The organism is Lysinibacillus sp. HST-98 (genome assembly GCF_016757845.1).
Taxonomy (GTDB): Bacteria; Bacillota; Bacilli; order Bacillales_A; family Planococcaceae; genus Lysinibacillus; species Lysinibacillus capsici.
This window is the reverse complement of record NZ_JAENHX010000001.1, coordinates 930,249-955,435: the sequence shown is the minus strand read 5'-3', so window position 1 is coordinate 955,435 and position 25,187 is coordinate 930,249. Positions and strand designations below refer to the sequence as shown.

The 25,187-nt window shown below is 37.3% G+C and carries 24 protein-coding genes and 1 riboswitch; of the genes, 16 read left to right on the top strand and 8 right to left on the bottom strand.

The window, feature by feature from the left end; all coding sequences use genetic code 11:
* Positions 1 to 56 precede the first annotated feature (56 nt).
* Both JIN86_RS04780 and hisJ read right to left on the bottom strand, forming a co-directional pair.
* Positions 57 to 536 carry a GAF domain-containing protein gene (locus JIN86_RS04780; protein WP_202341339.1) on the bottom strand — a complete coding sequence of 160 codons (480 nt, stop codon included), beginning with the start codon at positions 534 to 536 and terminating at the stop codon, positions 57 to 59.
* 25 nt (positions 537 to 561) lie between these two features.
* Entirely contained in the window at positions 562 to 1,356 is a 795-nt protein-coding gene (gene hisJ / locus JIN86_RS04775; RefSeq protein WP_004226145.1) for a histidinol-phosphatase HisJ, read from the bottom strand.
* A gap of 163 nt (positions 1,357 to 1,519) precedes the next feature.
* On the opposite strand from hisJ, the gene ezrA reads away from it, so the two are divergent.
* The 5 genes from ezrA (at position 1,520) to JIN86_RS04750 (ending at position 6,608) form a co-directional block, all read left to right on the top strand.
* On the top strand, positions 1,520 to 3,220 hold the full coding sequence (ezrA, locus tag JIN86_RS04770; protein WP_009371407.1) for a septation ring formation regulator EzrA: 1,701 nt from the start codon (positions 1,520 to 1,522) through the stop codon (positions 3,218 to 3,220).
* An 89-nt stretch (positions 3,221 to 3,309) separates the two neighbouring features.
* The gene (locus tag JIN86_RS04765; RefSeq protein ID WP_202341338.1) at positions 3,310 to 3,777 is read left to right on the top strand and encodes a GNAT family N-acetyltransferase; all 468 of its coding nucleotides are present in this window, start codon (positions 3,310 to 3,312) and stop codon (positions 3,775 to 3,777) included.
* Positions 3,778 to 3,883: 106 nt separating this feature from the next.
* A complete protein-coding gene (locus JIN86_RS04760; protein ID WP_004226151.1) occupies positions 3,884 to 5,035 on the top strand; it encodes a cysteine desulfurase family protein in 1,152 nt (383 codons plus the stop codon).
* On the top strand, positions 5,036 to 6,244 hold the full coding sequence (thiI, locus tag JIN86_RS04755) for a tRNA uracil 4-sulfurtransferase ThiI (RefSeq protein ID WP_004226153.1): 1,209 nt from the start codon (positions 5,036 to 5,038) through the stop codon (positions 6,242 to 6,244). It abuts the gene before it with no gap.
* Positions 6,245 to 6,389: 145 nt separating this feature from the next.
* The gene (locus tag JIN86_RS04750; protein WP_004226165.1) at positions 6,390 to 6,608 is read left to right on the top strand and encodes an alpha/beta-type small acid-soluble spore protein; all 219 of its coding nucleotides are present in this window, start codon (positions 6,390 to 6,392) and stop codon (positions 6,606 to 6,608) included.
* A 71-nt stretch (positions 6,609 to 6,679) separates the two neighbouring features.
* Here the strand turns inward: JIN86_RS04750 and thiE are convergent, their stop codons facing one another.
* The 3 genes from thiE to thiM are packed head-to-tail and all read right to left on the bottom strand — an operon-like array spanning position 6,680 to position 8,893.
* A complete protein-coding gene (thiE, locus tag JIN86_RS04745) occupies positions 6,680 to 7,324 on the bottom strand; it encodes a thiamine phosphate synthase (RefSeq protein WP_004226167.1) in 645 nt (214 codons plus the stop codon).
* A complete protein-coding gene (gene thiD / locus JIN86_RS04740) occupies positions 7,314 to 8,138 on the bottom strand; it encodes a bifunctional hydroxymethylpyrimidine kinase/phosphomethylpyrimidine kinase (protein ID WP_202341337.1) in 825 nt (274 codons plus the stop codon). The genes thiE and thiD overlap by 11 nt, the downstream gene beginning before the upstream one ends.
* Positions 8,126 to 8,893 (bottom strand): hydroxyethylthiazole kinase, encoded by a 768-nt coding sequence (thiM, locus tag JIN86_RS04735; RefSeq protein WP_202341336.1) that lies wholly within the window; start codon positions 8,891 to 8,893, stop codon positions 8,126 to 8,128. The genes thiD and thiM overlap by 13 nt, the downstream gene beginning before the upstream one ends.
* A gap of 83 nt (positions 8,894 to 8,976) precedes the next feature.
* Positions 8,977 to 9,074: riboswitch (TPP riboswitch) on the bottom strand.
* Between the two features lie 190 nt (positions 9,075 to 9,264).
* Between thiM and mbcS the strand changes: the two genes are divergently transcribed.
* The 5 genes from mbcS (at position 9,265) to JIN86_RS04710 (ending at position 14,334) form a co-directional block, all read left to right on the top strand.
* Positions 9,265 to 10,848 carry an acyl-CoA synthetase MbcS gene (mbcS, locus tag JIN86_RS04730; protein ID WP_202341335.1) on the top strand — a complete coding sequence of 528 codons (1,584 nt, stop codon included), beginning with the start codon at positions 9,265 to 9,267 and terminating at the stop codon, positions 10,846 to 10,848.
* A gap of 186 nt (positions 10,849 to 11,034) precedes the next feature.
* Positions 11,035 to 12,048 (top strand): signal peptide peptidase SppA, encoded by a 1,014-nt coding sequence (gene sppA / locus JIN86_RS04725; protein WP_004226182.1) that lies wholly within the window; start codon positions 11,035 to 11,037, stop codon positions 12,046 to 12,048.
* A 12-nt stretch (positions 12,049 to 12,060) separates the two neighbouring features.
* Positions 12,061 to 12,687, top strand: coding sequence for an RDD family protein (locus JIN86_RS04720; protein WP_202341334.1), 627 nt, complete (start codon positions 12,061 to 12,063; stop codon positions 12,685 to 12,687).
* A 124-nt stretch (positions 12,688 to 12,811) separates the two neighbouring features.
* The gene (gene tpx, locus JIN86_RS04715) at positions 12,812 to 13,315 is read left to right on the top strand and encodes a thiol peroxidase (protein WP_004226187.1); all 504 of its coding nucleotides are present in this window, start codon (positions 12,812 to 12,814) and stop codon (positions 13,313 to 13,315) included.
* An 89-nt stretch (positions 13,316 to 13,404) separates the two neighbouring features.
* Positions 13,405 to 14,334 (top strand): class I SAM-dependent methyltransferase, encoded by a 930-nt coding sequence (locus JIN86_RS04710; protein ID WP_004226189.1) that lies wholly within the window; start codon positions 13,405 to 13,407, stop codon positions 14,332 to 14,334.
* Between the two features lie 61 nt (positions 14,335 to 14,395).
* On the opposite strand, the gene JIN86_RS04705 is transcribed toward JIN86_RS04710, so the two are convergent.
* Positions 14,396 to 14,845, bottom strand: coding sequence for a universal stress protein (locus JIN86_RS04705; protein WP_004226191.1), 450 nt, complete (start codon positions 14,843 to 14,845; stop codon positions 14,396 to 14,398).
* Positions 14,846 to 15,267: 422 nt separating this feature from the next.
* On the opposite strand from JIN86_RS04705, the gene ald reads away from it, so the two are divergent.
* Positions 15,268 to 16,383: an alanine dehydrogenase gene (gene ald, locus JIN86_RS04700; protein ID WP_004226195.1), complete on the top strand. Its 1,116-nt coding sequence runs from the start codon at positions 15,268 to 15,270 to the stop codon at positions 16,381 to 16,383.
* Positions 16,384 to 16,434: 51 nt separating this feature from the next.
* Here ald and JIN86_RS04695 read toward each other — a convergent pair whose 3' ends face one another.
* Positions 16,435 to 17,523 (bottom strand): M24 family metallopeptidase, encoded by a 1,089-nt coding sequence (locus tag JIN86_RS04695; RefSeq protein WP_004226198.1) that lies wholly within the window; start codon positions 17,521 to 17,523, stop codon positions 16,435 to 16,437.
* 232 nt (positions 17,524 to 17,755) lie between these two features.
* Between JIN86_RS04695 and JIN86_RS04690 the strand changes: the two genes are divergently transcribed.
* Positions 17,756 to 18,439 (top strand): metal-dependent hydrolase, encoded by a 684-nt coding sequence (locus JIN86_RS04690; protein WP_009371402.1) that lies wholly within the window; start codon positions 17,756 to 17,758, stop codon positions 18,437 to 18,439.
* A 152-nt stretch (positions 18,440 to 18,591) separates the two neighbouring features.
* On the top strand, positions 18,592 to 19,899 hold the full coding sequence (locus tag JIN86_RS04685) for a DRTGG domain-containing protein (protein ID WP_009371401.1): 1,308 nt from the start codon (positions 18,592 to 18,594) through the stop codon (positions 19,897 to 19,899).
* 55 nt (positions 19,900 to 19,954) lie between these two features.
* Here JIN86_RS04685 and JIN86_RS04680 read toward each other — a convergent pair whose 3' ends face one another.
* Complete coding sequence (locus JIN86_RS04680; RefSeq protein WP_004226211.1) at positions 19,955 to 20,260, bottom strand: YtpI family protein; 306 nt, start codon at positions 20,258 to 20,260, stop codon at positions 19,955 to 19,957.
* A gap of 90 nt (positions 20,261 to 20,350) precedes the next feature.
* Between JIN86_RS04680 and JIN86_RS04675 the strand changes: the two genes are divergently transcribed.
* The 3 genes from JIN86_RS04675 (at position 20,351) to JIN86_RS04665 (ending at position 25,175) form a co-directional block, all read left to right on the top strand.
* On the top strand, positions 20,351 to 21,295 hold the full coding sequence (locus JIN86_RS04675; RefSeq protein ID WP_004226214.1) for a DHH family phosphoesterase: 945 nt from the start codon (positions 20,351 to 20,353) through the stop codon (positions 21,293 to 21,295).
* Between the two features lie 22 nt (positions 21,296 to 21,317).
* On the top strand, positions 21,318 to 24,401 hold the full coding sequence (gene dnaE, locus JIN86_RS04670) for a DNA polymerase III subunit alpha (protein ID WP_202341333.1): 3,084 nt from the start codon (positions 21,318 to 21,320) through the stop codon (positions 24,399 to 24,401).
* Between the two features lie 132 nt (positions 24,402 to 24,533).
* The gene (locus JIN86_RS04665) at positions 24,534 to 25,175 is read left to right on the top strand and encodes a FadR/GntR family transcriptional regulator (protein ID WP_004226221.1); all 642 of its coding nucleotides are present in this window, start codon (positions 24,534 to 24,536) and stop codon (positions 25,173 to 25,175) included.
* The last annotated feature ends 12 nt before the right edge of the window (positions 25,176 to 25,187 follow it).

Genomic DNA, 25,187 nt, shown 5'->3' with positions numbered 1-25,187 from the left:
ATAAATCGCCCTGAAATGACAATATAAAACATTTCAGGGCAATTTTTAATATTGTATTATAAATGGTTAAGGAGTGTTTTAACAAATTCCTCTAGGCCACTACGATCTTCCTCTGTAAATCGATTCACGATAGGACTATCTATATCTAACACACCAATAATTTCACCTTGCTTCATTAGCGGTATAACAATTTCAGACTGCGATGCAGCATCACAGGCAATATGTCCTGGAAAATCATGTACATCTTTTACAACAACTGTTTCTCTTGTTGCCACAGCTCTACCACAAACACCACGCCCAATAGGAATTCTAACACAGGCAGGAAGACCCTGGAAAGGTCCTAACACAAGCTCATTATCCTGCAAGAGATAAAACCCAACCCAGTTAATGTTCGTTAAAAATTGATTTAACAGAGCGGAGGCATTACTTAAATTGGCGATTTGATTGGTTTCGCCAGTTAATAGTGCATCTAATTGTTTTGATAATGTCAGATACTGGTCAGCAATTGATCCTTCGTAATTAATTTGTGTAAACATACTAAGCACCTCGTTTAAAAGTTATTCATATTGGTAATATAACATTATAGTGTTGATGTAAATCTTCTGCGCTATGTGCATCTGAACCAAATACATATGGTAGTTTAATAGTTTGACTATAATTGATAAGGGCAAATGGTGGATAAGGCTCCTGACAATATTGTTTACTTAAACCAGCACTATTTAAATCTAATTCATAGCCCGCCAATTTCATGCTGTCTAATACTTCTTTGATACGTGGGATGTCATTGATTTTTTCGTTGTGCGCTAGTTGGAATTTATGAATAAGTGATGGGTGCCCAATCCGTTTTGGTTTGTATGGACCAAGATCTGCTCTAATCGATTGTAGGACAGTATCATAATATAAATCATAAACCTGTTCAACAGAGCCAACTTTTTTTGAAAAATCAATAAAGCATTCAGAAGAAAAGTCGATACATACAAAAGTATCTTGCCATTTTAAAAAATGGACTGATAAAATAGCGTCATCTAAAAGATGTCCATAGGTATCAAGGAATTGACGAGTTTCATGTTCGTAGCCTTGGATATAGTCTACTTCTAGTCCGATGCGGATACGAATATCTTGTGCATACTGTTGTTGCAGATGTTGCAATTCTTCAATGTAAGACATGAGATCATCAGGATTCATGCCACTATCTTGTTGCGGGGTTGGATCGACAAAACTTTTGGGCAATGGGGCGTGTTCTGTAAATGTTATATCTGTGAAATGTTGAGAAATTGCTTTTTCAATATATTGCTTGAATGAGTCCGTAGTGCCATGTGGACAAAAAGGACTATGTATATGCCCATCACGTTTCATAATTTACCACTCCTTTAGCTCTATAGATACGCTATTTAAATATTTCTCAATAGCGTAAATACAGTTTTCTGAAAAACACTTAAATTTTAGTACAAAAGGCGAAAACATAGTATATAATAAATACAACTAGCCAATTCGTTTATTGTAGAATAGGAGGCTTACGATGGAGTATATCATCATTCCGATTATCCTACTATTAATTTTAGCCATAGTAGGATTTATGATGCGAAGAAAACATGTTGCAATTATTGCAAAACTAGAAAATGAAAAATTACAAATACAACATAATCCTATAAATGAAGAAATTTCAAAAGTAAAATCTTTAAACATGAACGGTGAAACGGAAGAAATGTTTGAACGATGGCGTAATACTTGGGATGAAGTCATCGACGTACATATGACTAAAATCGATTCTCTTCTATTTGATGCTGAGGATCAAATTAATCGACTTCGTTTTAAAAGGGCAACTTTAATAGAACGTGAAATTGAAGATTACATTGAGAAATGCGACCAAGATAAAAATAAAATTTTAGAAGAACTGAATGAATTAATTGGCAGCGAAGAAAAAAATCGAATTGAAATCGAACAATTAAAAGAATACTATCGCTCTGCAAGAAAGACATTGCTGGCTCATCAGCATTCATTCGGTGTAGCATTACCTGCATTAGAGAAGAAGCTAGAGACATTTGTTCAAAAATTTGAAGAGTTCGATGTCCTAACAAATGAAGGTAATTATTTGCAAGCGCGAGAAATTGTCATTAGCTTAAATCAAGAATCACAGCAGACATTCGAATATATTAATGATGTTCCAACCATCTTAACGGAAATTCAAGTAAAACTACCAGGTGCGGTTCAGGAATTGCGTAATGGTCAGCGTGAAATGGAAGACCAATCTTACTATTTACAGCATTTAGAATTGACAGATGCACTTAATAAATATGAAAAAGAATTTGAGGCATTAAAACTCGAACTTGCAGAGCTGAATTTAAAAGTTGTTAAACCGCGTGTGACAGAAATAAATGAAGAAATCGACCATTTTTATGATTTACTTGAAAAAGAGGTTATTGCTAAAAATTATGTAGATCAAAATTGTGATCGTTTATTAAGTTCTATTAACAATGTCATTTCTTCAACAAAATTAGTGAATGACGAGGCAACGTATGTACAGCAAAGTTATCATTTAAATGAAAAAGATGCCGAAATTCCAAAAGCCGCTTTAAAACAATTGGAAGCACTGCAACGTCGCTATGATCTATTAGCTATGCGAGTTAGGGAAGAAAAATCAGCTTATTCTAGCTTACAGGAAGAGTTAATCGAAATTAGTGAAGAGCTTGAACGAATTCATGAAGAACAAGGTCATCTATCGAATACAATGAAGAAACTTCGAATAGATGAAAATAAGGCACGCGCTCAAGTCGAAAACTTAAAGAAAATATTACAGGATACTGATCGTTTATTGAACAAGGCAAATATTCCAGGAATTCCTGAGGAGATGGATGCAAGACTTGATGAGGCAGCAGAGCACATCTATGTTGTCATGCAAAGCTTGCAAGAAGTACCACTTAATATGGGTACTGTTCATAATAATCTAAATGCAGCAACACTCTGTGTAGAGGATGTTAAAGTAAAGGCACATGAGTTAATAGAAAATGTGATGCTCATTGAACGTATTATTCAGTACGGTAATCGCCATCGCGCATCGAACCCAAAATTGAACGGACGTTTAAGAGAAGCAGAAGAGGCTTTCCATCAATTCCGTTATGCAAAGGCTTTAGAAGAAGCAGGTACAGCAGTGGAAGAAATGGAGCCAGGTGCCTTAAAGCGTATTCAAGAAATGGTGGCCGAAGAATTCATAGCAAAATAATTCAAATAACATTTTGAGCTGTCTAAAAAGTATAGCGATTACTTTTTAGACAGCTTTCTATTTATGCTTAGATTAGGATGTGATTCAGTATGAAACTGTCGATCAAAGAAATGAATGAACATTTTGCAAGTGAAATTTTACGATGGCAATATGTAGCACCTTACAATTTTTACAATAATGAATTATCGGGTGAAAATATACAAGAAATGCTTGATAATCCTTACTTTGCGATCTTTAATAATCATAGTGAATTAATTGGCTATTATTGTACAGGTACGGCAGCACAAGTGCCAAAAGGGCAAGACATCGGAGCGTATGAAGAATACTGTATAGATATTGGAATTGGGTTGAAGCCAAATCTAACAGGTCAAGGATTAGGAACAACATTTTTTTCGTTTATTGTTCAAACAGTTCAAGAAGAACATCATCTACCATTACGTTTAACAGTTGCCCTATTTAATAAGAGAGCAATTCATCTTTATGAAAAATTTGGTTTTGTGAAAGCAATTGAATTTAGTACACCAACAGAGTTTGTCACGATGGTGAAAAAAATGTAGGATATCAATTAAAATTTAAAGAATCGTTAAAGTTAGTGGTCAATCGCCAAAGATTGCGTTATGATAAATACCGTTAAATCAACGTTTTGAAAGTGTGTGAAAAGTTATGGTTAATACAATTTATTTAGATAATAGTGCAACAACTAAGCCTTTAAAAGAGGTTATGCAGGCATTTATGGTTGTGAATGAGCAGTATTATGCCAACCCTGCTTCCATTCATGCTATGGGTGTTGAAGCAAATGATTTATTAATACGTGCGCGTGAGCAAGTAGCAGATATTTTGCAGACAGAGGCAAAAAATGTGCTATTTACTTCAGGTGGTACAGAATCAAATAATGCAGCTATTTTTGGCATAGCACGTAGTAATACGCATATAGGAAAGCATATTTTAACGACTGAAATCGAACATCCATCAGTGCTAGAAACAATGAAACAGCTTGAAAAAGAGGGCTATGATGTTGAATATCTTCGTGTAGATCGAAATGGTGTGATTTCTCTAAATGAGCTTCGTACTAAAATACGAAAAGAAACAATTTTAGTTAGCATCATGCATGTGAATAATGAGATGGGTGCGATTCAGCCTATAAAGGAAGCTGCAAAAGTGATTCATGAAATGAGTCGTGCTGCCTTTCATGTTGATGCTGTGCAAAGCTTTGGGAAATTAGCAATATCCTTTAAAGAAGAAGGACCTGACTGTATTTCTATCTCTGGCCATAAAATACATGGCTTTAAAGGCTCAGGAGTGTTAGCATTCCGTAAACCCATAAGATGGCAGCCCTTTGCTCTTGGTGGAGGTCAGGAATTTGGTATGCGTAGTGGTACTGTAGCAGTTTCGCAAGCTGTTGCTTTAGCGAAAGCGGCTCGACTTGCTGTTGAAACAATGAACGAACGCACAAATAAATACCGTCAATGGCAAGATGAAATCCGCACTCAGCTAGAAAGTTACGGCGAAGCAGTCCATGTGTTATCAACCCCACAGGGAGCTGCGCATATTGTGTCATTTAGTGTTCGAGATTTAAAAGGGGAAGTCATTATTAATGCTATGCAAAAACGTGGTGTCATTGTGTCGACATCAAGTGCATGTTCTTCCAAGCAAACGAAAACAAGTCATGTAGTCGAGGCGCTTCACCTTGATGAGCATTATAAAAAAGGTGTGATTCGCCTTAGCTTTGGCGCACATAACACAATAGAAGATATAGAAAACTTTAAACAAGTACTAGCAGAAGTAATGTTGGAACTCAAAGGAGAAAATAAGTAAATGATTTGGAAAGAAATTTTAATTAGATATGGTGAGCTTTCTACAAAAGGTCGCAACAAAATGGATTTTATCCGCCGCTTACGTGAAAATATTCGTCATGCCTTTGCAGATTTAGGTCAACTGCATATTCGCACAGAACGCGACCGTATGTTTATCGCCATAGAAGACGAAGCACAAATGCAAATGCTAATTACAGGTTTACCTAAAATTTTTGGTATTCAATCATTTAGCCCTGTCGCTGCATGCGAAAAAGATATGGACAGTATGAAAAAGCTCGCTATCACGATTATGGAGACATTTAAAGACGAGCCACATACATTTAAAGTAGAGGTAAAACGTACTGATAAAACATTTCCTTTAGAATCTCATGCCATTCAACGTGAGATCGGGGGCTATGTTTTACCACAATTTCAAAATTTATCCGTTAAAGTGAAGCAGCCTGATATTGAGCTACGTGTAGAAGTTCGCCATGATGCAACTTATATGATGGCACAAGTCATTCCTGGTGCAGGTGGAATGCCTGTAGGATCAAATGGCAAGTCTTTATTAATGCTATCTGGCGGTATTGATAGCCCTGTTGCAGGTTATTTAATGATGAAACGTGGTGTGCGATTAGAGGCAATTCACTTCTTTAGTCCACCTTATACAAGCCAAAATTCATTGGAAAAAGTTAAAGTGCTTGCCAATGAATTAACAAAATTTGGTGCTAGTATTCGTTTACATGTCATTCCTTTTACTGAAATACAAGTTCTTATTAAAGAAAAAGTACCTTCTAACGTATCGATGACGACAACACGCCGAATGATGTTGAAGGTTGCTGATCAGGTGCGTGAGGAAATTGGTGCACTTGCTATTGTAACGGGTGAAAGTCTGGGGCAAGTAGCGAGTCAAACGCTTGAAAGTTTAACAGCAATAAACGCAGTAACAAATACACCTATCCTTCGTCCGCTGATTTCAACTGATAAATTAGAAATTATTGATATTGCAGAAAAAATCGGCACATACGAAACATCTATTCAGCCATTTGAAGATTGCTGCACGATTTTTACACCAGCAAGTCCAAAAACAAAACCGAAGCTTGAAAAGGTTGAGCATTATGAAAGCTTCTCTGACTTTGATAAATTGATCGAGCGAGCAGTGAAGAATCGCGAGGTCTATATTTTCCCTAAGAAAGAAGAACAACAAGATAAATTTGCAGATCTACTATAAGGATTTAAAAGCCGTCTCAAAGCCCATTTTGAGACGGCTTTTTTGTATGGATATTGTTATTCCAATAGAGGTACAATTTACCTCTAAATTTTTTGTATTAAAAATCTAATATCGCACATTCTATATTCACAAGGAGGTGAGAAACATGGCTTCAAACAACAACCGTAGTTCAAACCAGCTTGCAGTACCTGGTGTACAACAAGCACTAGATCAAATGAAATACGAAATTGCACAAGAATTTGGTGTTCAATTAGGAGCTGAAGCTTCAGCTCGTGCCAACGGTTCCGTTGGTGGTGAAATCACTAAACGTCTTGTACAAATGGCAGAATCTCAATTAAAAGGTATGCCAAACAACAACCAATAAATGCTGATTAAGCATTTATAAACTTAAAACCAGTGACCGTAAAAGGCACTGGTTTTAGTTTGTTTATTTGTTCATTTATTTATACGAGTTAGAGATCTAAATGTAGCTACTGTATAATCAACATCTTTGCTTTGACAGATAGCTGAAATAACAGCAACACCATCAACCCCCGTTTGAAATACAGAATGTGCATTTGTGAAATTTATTCCACCAATTGCGACAATTGGTAATTCAGGATAAAGAGAATGAGCCTCCTGTAAAAAAGATGTGCCACATGGTGGTTGTGCATCGCTTTTAGAGGATGTTGGAAAGATTGGACCGATACCAACATAATCAGCTTGATGGTTAATAGCTATTTGCAATTCTTCCTCGCAATGGACAGATACACCAAGAATCATGTTCCCAACTCTTTTACGTGCTACACCTACAGGTAAATCATCTTGTCCGATATGAACTCCATCAGCTCCGAGTCGTATCGCTAGATCAACATCGTCATTAATGATAAAGGGCACATGATATTGATGACATAGTTTTTGACATTGGCGTGCAAATTGTTCATAGGCAAGTCCAGTTAACGCGTGAGGACCTTTTTCGCGAAATTGAAACATTGTAATGCCTGCTTGCAAGGCTTTTTCTAGGATATAGAGTGGTTGTTCTTGAGGAGGAACATTGCTCGTACCCATAATAAAATAAAGCTGCAAATCCTCACGTTTCATGAATAATCACCTCACAGGCTTCCTTATGCTGTTGATAAGCAAAATGATTAGTGGGTCCATGACCATTTCCAATCGATAAATTATACATAATAGCTAATTGGATATATTTTTTAGCTTCTATAATGGCATTTTCCAGAGTAAATCCTTGTCCAAGAAAAGCAGTAAGTGCTGCGGAAAATGTACATCCAGTACCATGCGTATTTTTTGTTTGGATTCGTGGAGACTGCATCGAAAAAGAACGTCCATTTTTAAAAAATACATAATCAATGGCATAAAGTGGATCTGCTAAATGACCACCTTTAATGATGACACATTGTACACCTAGCTGTAACAAGCTTTGAGCTACTTCTTTCATATCTTCAACATGATGTATAGCTCTCCCCGAAAGTGCCTCTGCCTCTGGTATATTGGGCGTAACAATCGTAGCAAGTGGTAGTAAAGTTGAGCATAAGGCATCGATAGCTTCTTGCTGTAGTAGGCTTTCTCCACCTTTTGCAATCATCACCGGATCAACAATCAGTGGAATGTTTAGCTCACTGATCGTGTGTGCAATTGCTTTGATAATATTTGAGGAATAAAGCATTCCGGTTTTAATCGCAGCGATTGGAAAATCTTCTACCAAGGCCTCGAATTGTTTTTTTATAAAGGAAACGTCAATCGGGCAAACACCTGTTACACCCAAAGTATTTTGAGCAGTTAAAGCAGTAATCACAGAAGTACCAAACACTTCTAATTCCTGAAATGTTTTTAAATCAGCCTGTATACCCGCTCCACCACCACTATCTGAGCCAGCGATTGTTGTTACAATATGCATGAAGCTGCACCATCCTTTGATAAGCGATGTATAGCATTGAGTAAGGCTATTTGAAAATCACCAATGTCTGCAGTAAATGCGGATGCCAGTACACCTGCTTTTTTATAGTAAGTAAGTGTTTCCATTAATTGTTGGTAAGGATTATGGCTTACACTATAGGCTGCGCCACAAATTGCGCTAAGTAAACAACCTGTACCCGTTACTTCTATTATTTGTGGATGACCACCAGCGATCCATTGGCTATGCTTGCCATCTGTTATAAAATCGCGTTCTCCTGTGACAATAACAATGCATTGATAGCGTTGAGCCAATGATGTGGCTTCTAATTCCATAGCGATAGTGCCATGACCACTATCGACACCTTTTTGTTGCCAATTTACACCAACTATTGCTGCTAGCTCGCCGAGATTACAGCGAATCACGGCAAAGTGTATGTTTTCCAGTAAGTATCTTACGGTTTCCTTACGATAAGTTGTGGCTCCAACTCCGACAGGATCTAAAATAACAGGAATACCAAGTTTATTGGCTTTTTCACCTGCTAATAACATGGCACTTTTTGTGCGATCGTTAAGTGTTCCAATATTAATTAATAATGCTTGAGCAATGGCCACCATCTCCTCTACCTCCTGGCAGTCATCGGCCATTACTGGTGAAGCACCTATCGCTAATAAACCATTTGCTTGAAAATTTGCCACTACATAATTGGTTATACAATGGATAAGTGGTTGCTGTTGACGAATTGTTTGAAAAATCATTGTAGTCCTCCTTTAGGGATGGACGTAAGCATGCAAAAAGGCTCTTTTTGTGTAAAAATGCACGAAAAGAGCCTTTCATCTGAAAAACGATGTTTATTGCTCCCTACGTCAGTATTAACTAACAGGTTCAAAGGGTCAGGTTTTACCTTCTCAACTCTTATGAGTCCCCCTGCAATCTTGCTTTTAGTTGACCAAAATGTACCATACTTTTCATTTGTATTCAATAGCAAGTTTTCCTATAGATAAAATGTGACCGATGCCATATAGGAGAGTATGATAGTTGTCATGACTTTACCGAAATTAAGCACAAACCATTGAAAATGCTGAAAAAAGAGTTTTATAATGTGTCATAACAAAAGGGGGCAATTGCCATGAAAAGACAAGATTTAGTTGCACCAGAATGGTATAACATAGTAGAGGAAATTGAAAAATATGCTCAGGATGCAACCAAAAATGCTTTAATCATTTATGAAGAAAACCAAGACATCCAATGTATTACATATGCACATTTATTGGAAAAAGCGAATCAAGCAGCACATGTATTCACCAAGCAAGGTTTAAAGAAAGGTGATGTCATTTTAGTGATGGTACCACGTTCAGTGGAAGCATATATTGTGTATATTGCTGCATTAAAAGCGGGTTTAACTATTATTCCAAGTTCTGAAATGTTAAGAACAAAGGATATTGAGTATCGAATTCATCATGCAAATGCTAAAGCGGTTATTGCATTTGAACCCTATATTGAACAGTTCGATAAAGTAGGGAATTTACAAGACATCCAACAATTTGTCATAGGGAATGCACATAAACCTTGGCAGAACATACTTGAAAAAATGCATAATCAATCTACAACCTACATAAATCCTATCCCAACAAAAAGCACAGACAATGCATTTTTAGCCTATACAAGTGGAACAACAGGAAATCCAAAAGCAGCAGTGCATACGCATAGTTGGGGCTATGCTCATTTACGAACAACAGCACCACATTGGTTGGGTGTACAAGAAAATGATATTGTTTGGGCGACTGCAGCACCAGGCTGGCAAAAATGGATATGGAGTCCGTTTCTAGCTACTTTAGGCAGTGGAGCTACTGCATTTGTTTACAAAGGTAAATTTGAAGCAGCTTCTTATTTAGCATTGCTTCAGAGATTCAAAATCAATGTACTATGCTGTACACCAACTGAATATCGTTTTATGGCAGCGCTTGATAATTTACATGAGTATGATTTAAGTGCAATTCGCCAAGCTGTATCAGCTGGTGAGCCATTAAATAGTGAGGTCATTAGAGTATTCTTGGAAACATTTAAATTACAAGTGCGAGATGGCTATGGACAAACGGAAAATACATTATTAGTAGGCACAATGGTAGGGATGGAAGCAAGAGTTGGCTCTATGGGAAAACCTACTCCTGGCAACACTGTTGAAATTATTAATGATGTGGGCAAACCCGTTACAATCGGAGAAGTTGGTGATATTGCTGTTCATCGTGAAACACCAGCCCTCTTTAAAAAATATTTAAATGATCCTGAACGTACAAATTTACAATTTCGAGGGGATTGGTATATTACAGGAGATCGTGCCTATAAAGATGAAGATGGCTACTTTTGGTTTGATGGTAGAGGAGACGATGTTATTATATCCTCAGGCTATACAATTGGCCCTTTTGAAGTAGAGGATGCTTTAATGAAACATCCAACCGTAAAAGAGGCTGCTGTTATTGCGAGCCCTGATAAAGTAAGGGGAAATATTGTCAAGGCATTTATTGTTCTGCGCAATGGTGAAAAAGGTGATGAAGCGCTTATTCAAACACTCCAAAGTCATGTGAAATCATTAACCGCTCCTTATAAATATCCACGTGCTATTGAATTTGTAGAGGAGCTACCGAAAACATCTTCTGGGAAAATTAGACGTGTCGAATTACGACAACATGAAATCAAACACCTCCAATTATAATCATTTCCTAGGAAATAATGTCGAAAATCAAAGTTCATCAAAGGGATGGACTTTGATTTTTTTATTTTTTTTAGGTAAGGTAATATGAGGAAATACATAGTGTAAAGCTTTTTTGTTTAATTATTGCATAAAAAATGAAACAAATTGGCAAGTCATACGTATTACGTGTTGAGGAGGCGGAAAGACATGAATGTAAAAAGGTGGGTTGCTTTAGTAGTGGCAGGTATTCTCTTATTATTTTCGTTAGGAATTAATACCATTTTTGCGCTATTTAAAGCGGATTTCCTAGGTAATTTTGATAGCTTAATGGCAGGTAATAGCTTAGATGTATATGAAAATGTCATTGAAGGTGAAAATTTTGATAAGCGAATTGCTTATTTAAAGGTAGATGGAACGATTCAAGATATCGGCTCAAGTACATTGTGGCAACCAGTTGCCTATGATCATCAATTTTTCTTAGAACAATTAGATAATATTTTATATGATGAGTCCATACAGGGTGTTGTTTTAAGCGTTAATTCACCAGGTGGTGGTGTAAAGGAATCTGCAGATATCTATAAAAAGCTACTAAAAATTAAAGAAGAACGACAAATTCCAATTTATGTATCAATGGATTCTATGGCAGCTTCAGGTGGTTATTATATTTCGGCACCAGCAGATAAAATATTTGCCCATCGTGATACAATCACAGGTTCTATTGGTGTTATCATGCAATCTATTAACTATCAAGAGCTTGCTGAAAAAGTAGGGGTCAAATTTGAGACGTTTAAATCTGGAGAGCATAAAGATATGCTAAGTCCAATGCGTGAAGTGACAGCTGAGGAACGTGCAATGATGCAAGATATGATTAATGAAACGTACGAAGAATTTGTAGATATTGTAGAGCAAGGACGTAATATGTCTGAAGCAGAAGTGAAAAAGGTTGCAGATGGTCGTATTCTTGGTGGTACAAAAGCGCTTGAAGCAGGGTTAATTGATGAAATTGGTGATGAAGAAGCGGCCATTGCAGCTCTTCGTGAAGATTATGGACTTGAAGATGCGGCTTTATTTGAGTATTCATACGATATGGGTGGCTGGCAATCATACGTAGGTATGAAAATTGGCTCCATGTTCGGTCCCTCTGCTGAAGAAAAAATGCTAATGAAAATCATGACGGACTATAGCGCACCGAAAATGATGTATCTATATGGGGAATACTAAGGGGGGAGCACAATGACAAACAATGAAATTGTTATGCAAGGTTCACCCTCTATGGAAAATGGGTTCTATATAAATACCTCAGGAGAATCAGTAAATGAAAAAAACTATGCATTAAAAACTGCTGGTTTTTGGGTACGATTTTGGGCATTTTTATTAGATGGATTCATCATTTCTGCTGTAGGTGGAATACTCGTCAATCCTATCTTCTATTTAATGGATTGGTCTTTATCTGATTCTGTTTGGTATGCGCCAATTTCTATTATTACAGCAATTTTCTACTATAGCTATTTTGTGCTGATGACCAAGTTCTTTGGGCAAACACTAGGGAAAATGGTGTTTGGATTACGTGTAATTTCATTAAAGCACGATCAGCTAACTTGGTCAGATGTGTTATTCCGTGATTGGATTGGTCGTATTATCAATAATATTTTTATGCCACTGTATATTTTGGTAGTGATTTTACCAGAAAATCAAGGTTTACATGATTATTTTGCCGATACAACAGTTGTGCACGAAAAAATCTTTATTGAAAAGGCTTCAACACCGACTACTTTACCAAAACAAGAAGAACATGTAGAAATTACTGTACAAGAAGAAAAAATAGACTTAGCCAAGCTAGAGGAAAAAAATGAACAATAAACATAAGACTGTCTCAAATTAAGAGACAGTCTTATCTATTTCTAAGTATGTAAGCTATCATAGTTGCAATTAATTCCCTTGATTTAGTAATATTATGTACATATGATGATTAGGAGGCGTTTATATGGCACAAGTAACATTTAAAAATGGTCCAGTGACACTAGTAGGAAATGAAGTAAAGGTGGGCGATCAAGCTCCAGATTTTACGGTATTAGCGAATGACCTATCACCTGTAACATTAAATGATTCAGAAGGAAAAATTCGTTTATTTAGTGTTGTACCATCATTAGATACTGGTGTATGTGATGCGCAAACACGTCGATTCAATGAGGAAGCAGCTAACTTAGGTGATAATGTAGTCATTTATACAGTATCTGTGGATCTTCCATTCGCTCAAAAGCGTTGGTGTGGTGCAGCAGGTATTGATGCAGTCCAAACTGTATCAGATCACCGCGACCTTTCATTTGGTGAGGCATATGGCGTATACATTCAAGAATTACGTCTTCTGACACGTGCAGTATTCGTTGTGGATGCAAACAATAAAGTAACATATGTTGAATATGTACCTGAAGCTACAGATCATCCAAATTATGAAGCGGCCATTGCAGCTGTCAAAGCACTAGCATAATAAGCTGCTTTTAGGCTAAGATAATACTAGACAAAGGGGCTGTGACAAGTGTTTGTCACGGCTCTTTTCTGCGTGAAAGGAAGTTAGATATGGAAAATATCGAAAAGTTATTTGGTTTGCTAAATGAGCATGCCGAAAAAATCGAAAAAGAACACAGTATAACATTACTAGAAGGATTATTAGATGGGTTAGAGGCATGGCTTGATGGCGAAGTTGATTTTTCTCAAAAAGATGCAACAAAAGAGGATATTCGTAAAGCTATTCAAATTGCTATTTTAAAAGGGATGCGCAAAGGCTCACAGCCGAATCATCAAATGACTCCTGATACGTTAGGGCTATTAGTGGGCTACTTTGTGGAGCAGATTTTTGCAGAGCGTCTTGAAAATGAAAAGATCTCGATCATGGATCTAGCAGTAGGCACGGGCAATTTATTACTGACGGTTATGAATTTATTAGATGGAAAAGTGGAAGCAACAGGTGTAGAGGTGGATGAGCTACTTATTCGCCTTGCTGCGGCAACTGCTGACTTAATAGAACAACCTATTTCTTTATACCGTCAAGATGCCTTAGAAGATTTATTGGTCAATCCAGTTGATGCTGTTGTTTGTGATTTACCTGTAGGTTATTATCCAAATGAAGAAGTGGCGCTCGATTATGAATTATGTCCAGCGGAGGGGATGAGTTATGCCCATCATTTATTCATCGAGCAATCAATGAATTATACAAAGGATGGCGGCTATTTATTTTTCCTTGCACCCGCTCATCTTTTTGAGTCAGAGCAGTCTAAGCAATTACACAAATACATTCAAAAGCATGCGTGGATTCAAGCGATTATTCAATTACCTGACTCTATGTTTGCGAATAAATCATTAGAGAAGAGCATTGTGATTTTACAAAAACAATCGAAGGAATTGAAAGCTCCTAAAGAAGTCCTATTAGCTAAGGTACCGAATATGCAGAATAAGCAGGCACTTGCGCTATTCTTTGAAAAAGTGAAGATGTGGAAAGAGGGCAAGTAATTGCTCTTAAGTGCAAGTAAAAAGGTATCCTATACAAGGATACCTTTTTATGTATTACAAATTAGTTTTCTGGCGTACGGATAACTAGTACGTCACATTTAGCTGAACGTACGATAGCCTCAGATACAGAACCGATTAGGAAGCGTTCTACTGCATTTAGACCAGTTGCACCACAAATGATTAAATCTGCGTCTACGATGTTAGAAAGCTCTTTTGTTATGATATTTTTTGGAGAGCCATACTCGATGATAAGATTAACATTCGTTAAACCTTCATCTTCAGCTTGCTTTTTGTAACCATTTAATAGTTCTTCAGAAAATGCTTGAGCACGCTCTGCAATGGAACGGTCATAAGCTTCGATAGCAGCAAATGAACGAGTATCGATTACATTTACTAGATTTAATACTGCACCTTCGTTTCGTTTTGCAACATCAATTGATTTACGAAACGCGTATTCAGCTTCTTTTGAACCGTCTACTGCAACAACAATGCTTTTATAATGATTAGCCATTTGAAAAACCTCCCTGATTTGTATATGTTGATTATACCAAATGATTTTCTAAAGGAAATACTTTCCGCAAGAAAAATTATGAAAATGTGAAGGCATTTCATGTAGAAATGTTAATTAATTATAAATATCTAATTCCCACTATTTGCAGTGTGTAAACGTTTTTTTGATTGGTTTCAACTACACATGAATCAACGCCAATAACTTCTACTAAGACTCCTTTTTAGTTTTTAAATATAATAATTTATAATGTTATACAACGTTTGAATATTTGTTATTTTGGAAATCTTATAAATTTTATCTGTATTTGCATTAGTTAAAGCTTTTTTTGCAATTGTTTGGTAATATGGAAGTGCAAGGGGTGCATCAAGTTTAGTTACATAAATGATGCTTATTTCTTATGTTATGGAAGGGGATAGGAAACAATGAAGATTGGTATTCCAAAGGAAATTAAAAACAATGAAAACCGTGTAGCAATGACACCAGCAGGAGTTGTCACTTTAACACATGCAGGGCATGAAGTGTACATTGAAACAGGAGCGGGGCTAGGTTCAAGCTTTACGGATGCTGATTACATTGCAGCAGGTGCTCATATTGTTCAAACAGCTAAAGAAGCTTGGTCCCAAGAAATGATTATGAAGGTAAAAGAACCCGTAGCTTCTGAGTATGATTACTTCTACGAGGGTCAAATTTTATTCACTTATTTACACTTAGCGCCAGAGGTTGAATTAACTCAGGCACTTTTAAATAAAAAAGTTGTAGGAATTGCCTACGAAACAGTACAATTAGCAAATGGTTCATTACCATTGTTAACACCAATGAGTGAAGTCGCTGGTAAAATGGCTACACAAATTGGTGCACAGTTCTTAGAGAGAAACCATGCTGGTAAAGGCATTTTACTAGGTGGTGTATCGGGTGTACAACGTGGAAAAGTGACAGTAATTGGCGGTGGTATTGCAGGTACAAATGCTGCAAAAATTGCTGTTGGCATGGGTGCTGATGTGACAGTTATCGATTTAAGCCCAGAACGTTTACGTCAATTAGAAGATATGTTTGGACGCGATGTTCAAACATTAATGTCTAATCCATATAATATTGCAGAATCAGTGAAAGATTCAGATTTAGTTATTGGTGCTGTATTAATTCCAGGCGCAAAAGCACCGAAACTTGTATCAGAAGAAATGATTCAGTCAATGCAAGCCGGTTCTGTTGTAGTCGATATCGCAATTGACCAAGGTGGTATTTTTGCAACATCTGACCGTGTGACAACACATGATGATCCAACATATGTGAAGCATGGCGTTGTACACTATGCAGTTGCTAATATGCCTGGTGCGGTACCACGTACTTCTACAATTGCCTTAACAAATAACACAATTCCATATGCACTTCAAATTGCTAACAAAGGCTACAAACAAGCTTGCCTTGATAATGCAGCACTGAAAAAAGGTGTGAATACATTAGATGGACAACTAGTTTATAAAGCAGTGGCAGATTCACAAGGACTACCATTTGTCAATGTGGATGAGTTAATTCAATAAACTTAGTTAGAAAGAGAAAAAGGAAGCACATTAGTTGCTTCCTTTTTTGCATTATAGAATGATTAAATCTTTCGGGAATTTTGTTAATACTTCAACGCCATCTTTTGTAACGACAACATCATCCTCAATACGTACGCCTGTTACATCTGATTTATAAATGCCAGGCTCAATCGTAAAGACCATACCTTCTTCCATCGTCATCTCATTTGCACCTGTAACAGATGGGAATTCATGTACAGAAATACCAAGACCATGTCCAAGGCGGTGTGTGAAATATTCACCATAGCCAGCCTCTGTAATTGTATCACGCGCAATTTTGTCTAAGTCCATCGCACGAACACCTGGTTTTACTGCTGCGACAGCATTTGTGTTGGCAGCTAAAACAGTTTGATAAATTTCTTTTTGTGCTTCGCTAGGTTCACCAAAAGCTACAGTACGTGTAATATCTGAGCAATAGCCATCGTAAATAACGCCAAGGTCAAATAGTACCATATCCCCCTTTTCGATTTTACGTGCACCTGGTTTCCCATGAGGAGAGGCCGTTTTTGGACCACTCAATACCATTGTTTCAAAAGACATTTTACATCCTTTATCTTGAATGGCACTTTCGATTGCTGTTAGGATTTCCATTTCTGTTTTACCTTCAGCAATTTCCTTGCAACCGATTTCAATTGCATAATCGGCCAATTCAGCAGCTTTACGTAATTTTTCTAATTCACTTTCATCTTTGATTACGCGCATCGCATTAATCTTTTCGTCAAGACGCACAAAGCTAGCTTGAGGGAAAGATTGCTGTAAAGCTTCCAAGCGCTCAACGATGAGTTGTGCTTTTTCAATAGCAAATGTAGCTGGGGTGATTTGGCGTGCTACGATCGCTTGAGCAAGAACTTCCATTGAATTTTCTGTATCTTGATGACCAATTACCTCATAAGACCAACCAGCAGCCTTTGCATCTGGAATCTCCATTTGTGGACAAATTAGAAAAGGCTCCGCATCTTTAAAAATCATGACTCCTAGTAACCTTTCATGTGGATTACTTTTAAAGCCTGAAACGTAAAAAACATTGTCAGGTGTTGTTACAAACGCTGCATCGATATGATTTTGCTGCAAGTAACGTTGGATTTCTTCAACCTTCGACATCAATATGTCCTCCTTTTATTGCATGGAAAATTTTACGTAAGAAAGCTTCGACTGCCGAAAAAAGTAGCGAGGATTCTTATCGAGTACTGAATAATTATGCTCTAACAGGGTATAAGGCTGTTAGAGAAAACTACCATTATTCTCTGTACAAGCATATCAAAAAAAGGGAAAAAGCGCATGGGTAGCGAATTAAAATGTTGAACTGTATTTGTTAACCGAGGAGGATGTTAAGATGAAAATAAGTTATCATGGGCATTCAGTTGTCAAAATTCAATCAAATGGAAAAACGATATTAATTGACCCTTTTATTAATGGCAATGGGCAAACAGACTTAAAAGTGGCTGATGAAGCGCCAGATATTATTTTACTTACACATGGCCATAATGATCATGTTGGAGATACAGTAGAATTAGCGAAGAAAAAAGATGCGCTAGTGATTGCGCCAAATGAGCTGGCTAATTGGATTTCTTGGCAAGGTGTAAAAACACATCCAATGCATATAGGTGGTGCGAAGGAATTTGACTTCGGTAAAGTAAAGTTTACACAAGCCTTTCATGGATCTTCTTATGTAACAGAAAATAACGAAATTATTTATATGGGCATGCCTGCCGGAATTTTATTATTTATTGAAGGATTAACGATTTATCATGCGGGCGATACAGCTCTTTTTGGTGATATGAAACTAATTGGTGAACGACATCCAATTGATATTGCATTCTTACCGATTGGTGATAATTTTACAATGGGGCCAGAGGATGCAGCCTGTGCAGTTTCGTTTTTAAAACCGAAAATTGTCGTACCGATTCATTACAATACTTTCCCACCAATCGAGCAAGATCCGCAAATTTTTGCAGATTTAGTACAAAATACAGAAGTTCAAATTTTGAAAGCTGGCGAAAAAGTAAACTGTTTCTAATCGTTGGTAATGCTGTACTATATGAATTGACACCACGCTGGTAGTTGAAATGATGGGGAAAGTTAAACAATTTCATCACTTTATATTAAATATTTTCTTAAAAAATATGGTACACTAAGAGCAGAATTGAAGCTTAGGAAATAGGTGATATTTTGTCTACAAAACATGAGAAAATTTTACAATACATCGAATCACTACCCGTGGGCGATAAAATTTCAGTACGGCAAATAGCAAAGGAAATGCAAGTGAGTGAAGGAACGGCTTACCGTGCAATAAAGGAAGCTGAAAATCGTCGCTTAGTAAGTTCTATTGAACGTGTTGGAACAATTCGTATTGAGAAAAAAAAGAAAGAAAATATTGAGCGCTTAACTTTTGCAGAAATTGTTAATATTGTAGATGGCCAAGTTTTAGGTGGTAAATCAGGTCTACATAAAACACTAACAAAATTTGTTATTGGTGCCATGCAATTAGAGGACATGATGCGTTACACGGATGCAGGTAGCTTATTAATTGTTGGTAACCGAATTAAAGCACATGAAAATGCCCTTCGAGCGGGTGCAGCTGTTTTAATCACCGGCGGTTTTGATACTACGGAAGATAATAAGTTGCTTGCAGATTCATTGGATTTACCAATTATTTCAACAAGCTACGATACGTTTACAGTAGCAACAATGATTAATCGGGCAATCTATGACCAATTGATTAAAAAAGATATTCTTTTTATCGAAGACATTTATGTACCAATGACTGACACTGCAGCATTAAAAAATGATGAAACAATTCATCATTTCCAGAAGCTGAATGAACGAACTACCCATGGTGCATTTCCTGTAGTTACCCACCAAAATAAACTGGTCGGTATGATTACTGTAAAAGACGTCATTGGTCGTGAAGAAAACGAGCTTATTGAAAAAGTAATGACGAAAAACCCGATTGCGGGATCCATGAAAATGAGTGTCGCTTCTGCAGGGCATCGAATGATTTGGGAGGGAATTGATCTCTTACCAATTGTAGATGACGACAATATTCTACAGGGTGTTATTAGCCGTCAAGATGTACTGAAGGCGTTGCAATTAGCACAAAGACAGCCACAGCATGGTGAAACGATTGATGATTTAGTGAAAAATGAAATGAAGGTATTAGGTGATGAAGATCTCATAGTTGAATTTAAAGTTACACCACAAATGACCAATCAATATGGAGCAATTTCATACGGTGCTTTTACAACTTTACTGGCTGAGGTCGGTTCATTCGCATTAAAACGACGTAAACGTGGAGATGCAGTGGCAGAGAATATGACTATTTACTTTATTAAACCAGTCCAAATGGAAAGTACGCTAACTGTTAAGCCTCGGATTTTAGATATGAGTCGTAAGTTTGTGAAAATGGATTTTGAAGTGTATAATCAACAAATGCTTGTTGGTAAGGCAATGATGATGTTCCAACTATTAGAACGTTAAGTATTGAAAAGGGATGGCCTAGCGCAATTGCTTGGTCATCCCTTTGTTACATATATTATTGATTAATGCGGAATTCTTCCTCAACAAATTGTCCATAATGACGTGCTTTTTTTATATTTTCTATAATAACTAAGATGCCGAGCGCGGCAAGAATTGCTACAATAATAAATGTAAATAAGCTCGGGAATAAATAAGCTTGATTTAAAGCAAATGACAAAATTAAGGAACCTAAGCCGATGTTCGCTTTGCTTTTATACCAGTTTTTAGAAATAGGTAATGGAGAACGGAATTGTTTTGTTTTAAAATAAAAATAAAAAACAAAAGATATGATAATCGCAAACACAAATATTAAATTGAGCATAGTAAACCTCCTAGCATAACTAGACATTATTGTAACGATAATTATGCGAAAATGCTAACGGTTCTTACTATCATTTTGGGGGAAATTATTGTGAAAAGACAAATCATCGACACAATTGAGGCCAATGAAACCATTATTATCCATCGTCATGTACGTCCTGATCCTGATGCTTATGGCTCGCAGCAAGGCTTAAAAGAGATTATTTTAGCCAATTATCCTGAGAAAAAGGTTTTTGCTGTAGGGGAACATGATGCTTCTTTATCTTTTATGGCACAGCCTGATGAAATAGCGGATGAAGTGTATGAGAATGCTTTAGTAATTGTCACTGACACTGCTAATACAGAACGTGTTGACGACCAACGCTACACAAAAGGAAAAATGGTGATAAAAATTGATCATCATCCAAATGATGATGCTTATGGTGATCTTTTATGGGTGGACACGACAGCAAGCTCTTGTAGTGAAATGATCTATGAATTATATGAAGAAGGCAAGGAAGTAGCAAACTGGAAACTTTCAGATGCTGCTGCACGCTTATTATTTGCAGGAATAGTGGGCGATACAGGCAGATTCCAATTCCCAAGTACAACAGCTAAAACATTTAAAGTTGCTGCGGATCTGATTACATATGATTTTGATCGAAATCAACTATTTGATGGCATGTACGAAATGGAGCAAAAATTACTTAATTTACAGGGATATATTTATCAAAACTTTACAATGGATGAGCATGGAGCTGCCTATGTGAAGCTAACAAAAGAATTACTGGCAGAGCATGACACTGTGCCATCTGAGGCTTCTTTATTAGTAGGCTGCCTTGGCAGTGTTAAAAATATATGTTCATGGGTTGTTTTCATTGAAGAAGGGGATCAGATCCGTGTACGATTACGTTCGAAGGGTCCCGTTATCAATACATTAGCGAAAGAATTTAACGGTGGCGGACATCCGCTTGCATCTGGTGCTACTGCCTATTCATGGGAAGAAGCAGACCTCGTTATTGCAAGATTAAAAGAGATTTGTAAAGCGTATCATTAACAAAGAAAAGGAAGGGATTCATTTGACACATGTATATACAAAGATGCATACGAGCGCGGATTTATTAAAAAGCACAATTCGGCTTGAGCAATTGATTCCTTTTTTACAAGAACAAAAGACACAAGCCTGTGCAATCGTTAATACGAAATTGTACGGGCTTTTGCCTTTTTGTAAAGCATTGCAGCAAGCAAATATCCATGCGGTTATAGGGCTTTCGGTTAACGTTCAGTGGCATGATAAAAAGCTTCCCCTCGTCCTGTATGCGCGGACACAGGAGGGCTATCAACATTTATTAAAGATTAGTAGTGCGATTTCAATTAGACAAGATGATGTGCTGCCGTGGAAATGGCTTGAGGGATATTCAGCAGGCTGTATAGCTCTACTTTCTTCAGACGATTTAACAGATGTAGATGACTGGCAGGCAATGGTTTCTGCATTGTTCCAACTGTTTAACCATCATTTCTATATGGGGATTGCTAGACCTGGAGGGATAAAGGCTGAACAAGAAGATGATTTCGTTTCTTGGTGTGAAGGACATGCTATTGCTCTTGTAGCCTCTCAAAGCTGTTATTTCTTGCGTCCAGAAGATCATTTTGCTTATGAAGTAGCAAGAGCAATTGATACAGGAGAAAAGCTTGGTAATACTATGCAAACAGCTGATGTACAGGGCTATTTTGCCCCAACAGTATTCGAATGGCAAAATTGGTTTGCGGATCGTCCAGATTGGCTTGATGCCAGTACGAAAATGCTTGCTTGCTGTAAAGCTGATTTACCAAAAATGCCTGTGCAAATGCCTAAATTTCCTGTACCTGAAGGTGAAACAGCTGAAAGCTTGCTTGTTAAAGAAGCATTTACTGGATTAGAAGAGCGATTCAAGCAACTGGCAATACCCGTTGCTTACCATGAACGATTACAGTATGAACTTGAAATTATTTGCTCTATGGGTTTTGCTGACTATTTTTTGATTGTGGCGGATTTTATGCGATATGCAAAAGAAAATCGAATTTTGACGGGACCTGGACGTGGTTCCTCTGCAGGTTCGCTTGTGGCATATAGTCTTTCGATTACACAAGTAGATCCACTTGCCTATGGTTTATTATTCGAACGCTTTTTAAATCCTGAAAGAATTACCTTACCTGATATTGATATCGATTTTGTTGATAGTAAAAGGCATCAAGTCATTCAGTATGTTGCTCAAAAGTATGGCAAAGCAAATGTCGCACAAATTATTACATTTGGTACATTGTCTGCAAAAGCAGTTGCCAGGGATGTTGCACGGGTATTTGGCTTTGATGCGGAAATGCTAGAAAAAATTTCGAAGATGATTCCAAATAAGCCAGGAATTACATTACAAAGAGCTGTAGCTGAGTCACAGGACTTTCAAGGCTGGCTAGCGGAGAATGATAAGCATTTGCGTTGGTACGAGGTGGCATTAAAATTGGAGGGACTACCAAGAAACTCGTCTATACATGCAGCTGGTATTGTCATCGCTCCATCGCCTTTAGTGAATACTGTACCGATTGAAGAAGGGCATGATGGTATTTATAGTACGCAATGGCCAATGGGAGATATTGAAGCATGTGGTCTCGTCAAAATGGATTTTTTAGGCTTGCGCAATCTCACTATTTTAGAGCAAATACGTTGGTCAATTTATAAAGCTGGTGGTCCTTGGATAGAATTCGAGCGAATCCCAATGCATGATGACAAGACGTTTCAACTATTACAAAGAGGGGATACGCTGGGGATCTTTCAATTAGAATCAGACGGTATGAAGCAAGCCTTGCGTGATATCGGTCCTACAAGTTTTTTAGATATTGTGGCTGTAAATGCACTTTATCGCCCAGGTCCAATGGATTTTATTCCTGTCTATGCAAAACGGAAAGCTGGTAGAGAAATGGTAACGATGCCACATCCAGTGCTAGAGCCTATTCTACAAGAGACCTTTGGTGTGATCGTCTATCAAGAGCAAATTATTAAAATTGCATCCGTACTGGCCGGCTTTACAATGGGGCAGGCAGATTTGCTTCGCCGCGCAGTGAGTAAAAAAAATCGACAAGTTTTAGAGGAACAACGCACAGCATTTGTTCAGGGGGCGCTACGCCAAGGCTTTGAACAGCATTTAGCTGAAGAAGTATACGAACTGATTGTACGCTTTGCGGATTATGGTTTCCCGAAAAGTCATGCTGTGGCCTATAGTGTTATTTCCTATCAAATGGCTTATTTAAAAGCGCACTTCCCTCAAAGCTTTTATGCAGCGTTATTATCAAATGCCACTGGAAATGTAGAAAAGATTCAACAATTTGTCCATGAGGCGAAAGATAAGGGCATCCCATTTTATCCACCTTCATTAAAAAATAGTACGAAATATTTTACGGTGGAAAATGAAGGCATTCGCTACAGCTTATCAGGAATTAAGGGTGTGCCTCATACATTTATAGAAAAAATACATGGACTCCGTCAAACAAATCCAGAGGTATTAAATAACCTATTTGATCTAGCTGTTGCCTTAAGTGCGCAGCATTTTAAGCCAAAAGTGTTGGAATCATTGATATATGCCGGGGCGCTTGATTATTTAGAAAGAGATAGAGCAGTCCTCATCATGACAGTAGAGGCTGCTTTGAAACAGGCGGAACTTTTAAGGCCTACTGAAGATATTGATTTGGCATCAGCAATGGCATTTAGTTTTGGTAAACCAAAATATATGCAGGCAGGAGCAATGTCCCAGAAGGAAAAATTGATGCATGAAAAAGAGAGCTTGGGCTTTTATATTTCTACACATCCTGTTGCACAGGAAAGACTCTTATGGGTGGATATCAATAGTACCTGTCGAGAGTTAAGGCAGAAGCGTGATGGTACCTCCATAAAAATGATTGGTCTGATTGAAGAAGTGAAGAAGATCCGTACAAAAAAAGGTGAGCAAATGGCTTTTGTTCAGCTACAGGATGAGTTTGGAACAGTTTCCATTACATTTTTCCCACAAACCTTCCAATTGGTCCAAGACCTGCTGGTAGAGGAGGAAATGTTGTGGATTGAAGGTGTTTTAGAAAGACGTTTTGGCAAGCCGCAAATCAAAGTAAAACATGCGCAAACGACGAAAAAGATATAAAATGAAACAAGAAATTAGAAACTGCATTAAATTTTATGCAGTTTTTTCTTTACTTTTGCACAGTTATTTTGTAAGCTAGAGTCAACGTTAAAAAGTGGTCAGACCACTTTTTTGATAAGGGGAGTTAGTCGTATGGATAAAAAAACCGAACAAAAAAAAGTGTTTTTAGAAATCGTCCAACAACTACGTCAACTCATTAAAATGGAAAAAATTCAAGCAGGTGAGAAGCTACCTTCTGAACGAGTTCTATCAGAGCGTCTAGGTGTCGGGCGATCCTCTGTGAGAGAGGCTTTGCGAAGCTTAGAGTTGCTAGGGCTTATTGAAACAAGACATGGTGGTGGTACTTTTCTTGCGTCCACACATAAGCATCAGCTCGTAGAAATACTGTCGATGTTTATATTAGAAGATGAAAAATCAAAAAAAGATGTCGAATTAACGCGACAAATTCATGAAATGGAAGCAATCCGCGTAATAAGTTGTACAGAGATTCTTCGCACACTACCTGTGTGGGATAGTTTTTTTGTGAAACTAGAAATAGAAGGTACAATTAATTGTCGAGATATTTTAAGAGAACTATTAATTACGACAGGTAATCGTCTTTCATTAAAAATCTGGTTTCAATTAGCAGCTTATGATGGCGACCGTTTAAATCGAAACTCAACAGAAAATGAAAAATTAATCATTCAAACGATGTTGAAATCGATGCAGCTGGGTTACGAAAAAGAAGCATTAAAAGCTTATGAGCAGTGGATGAGTACTGTACAGAGCATTTAGACAACAACAAAG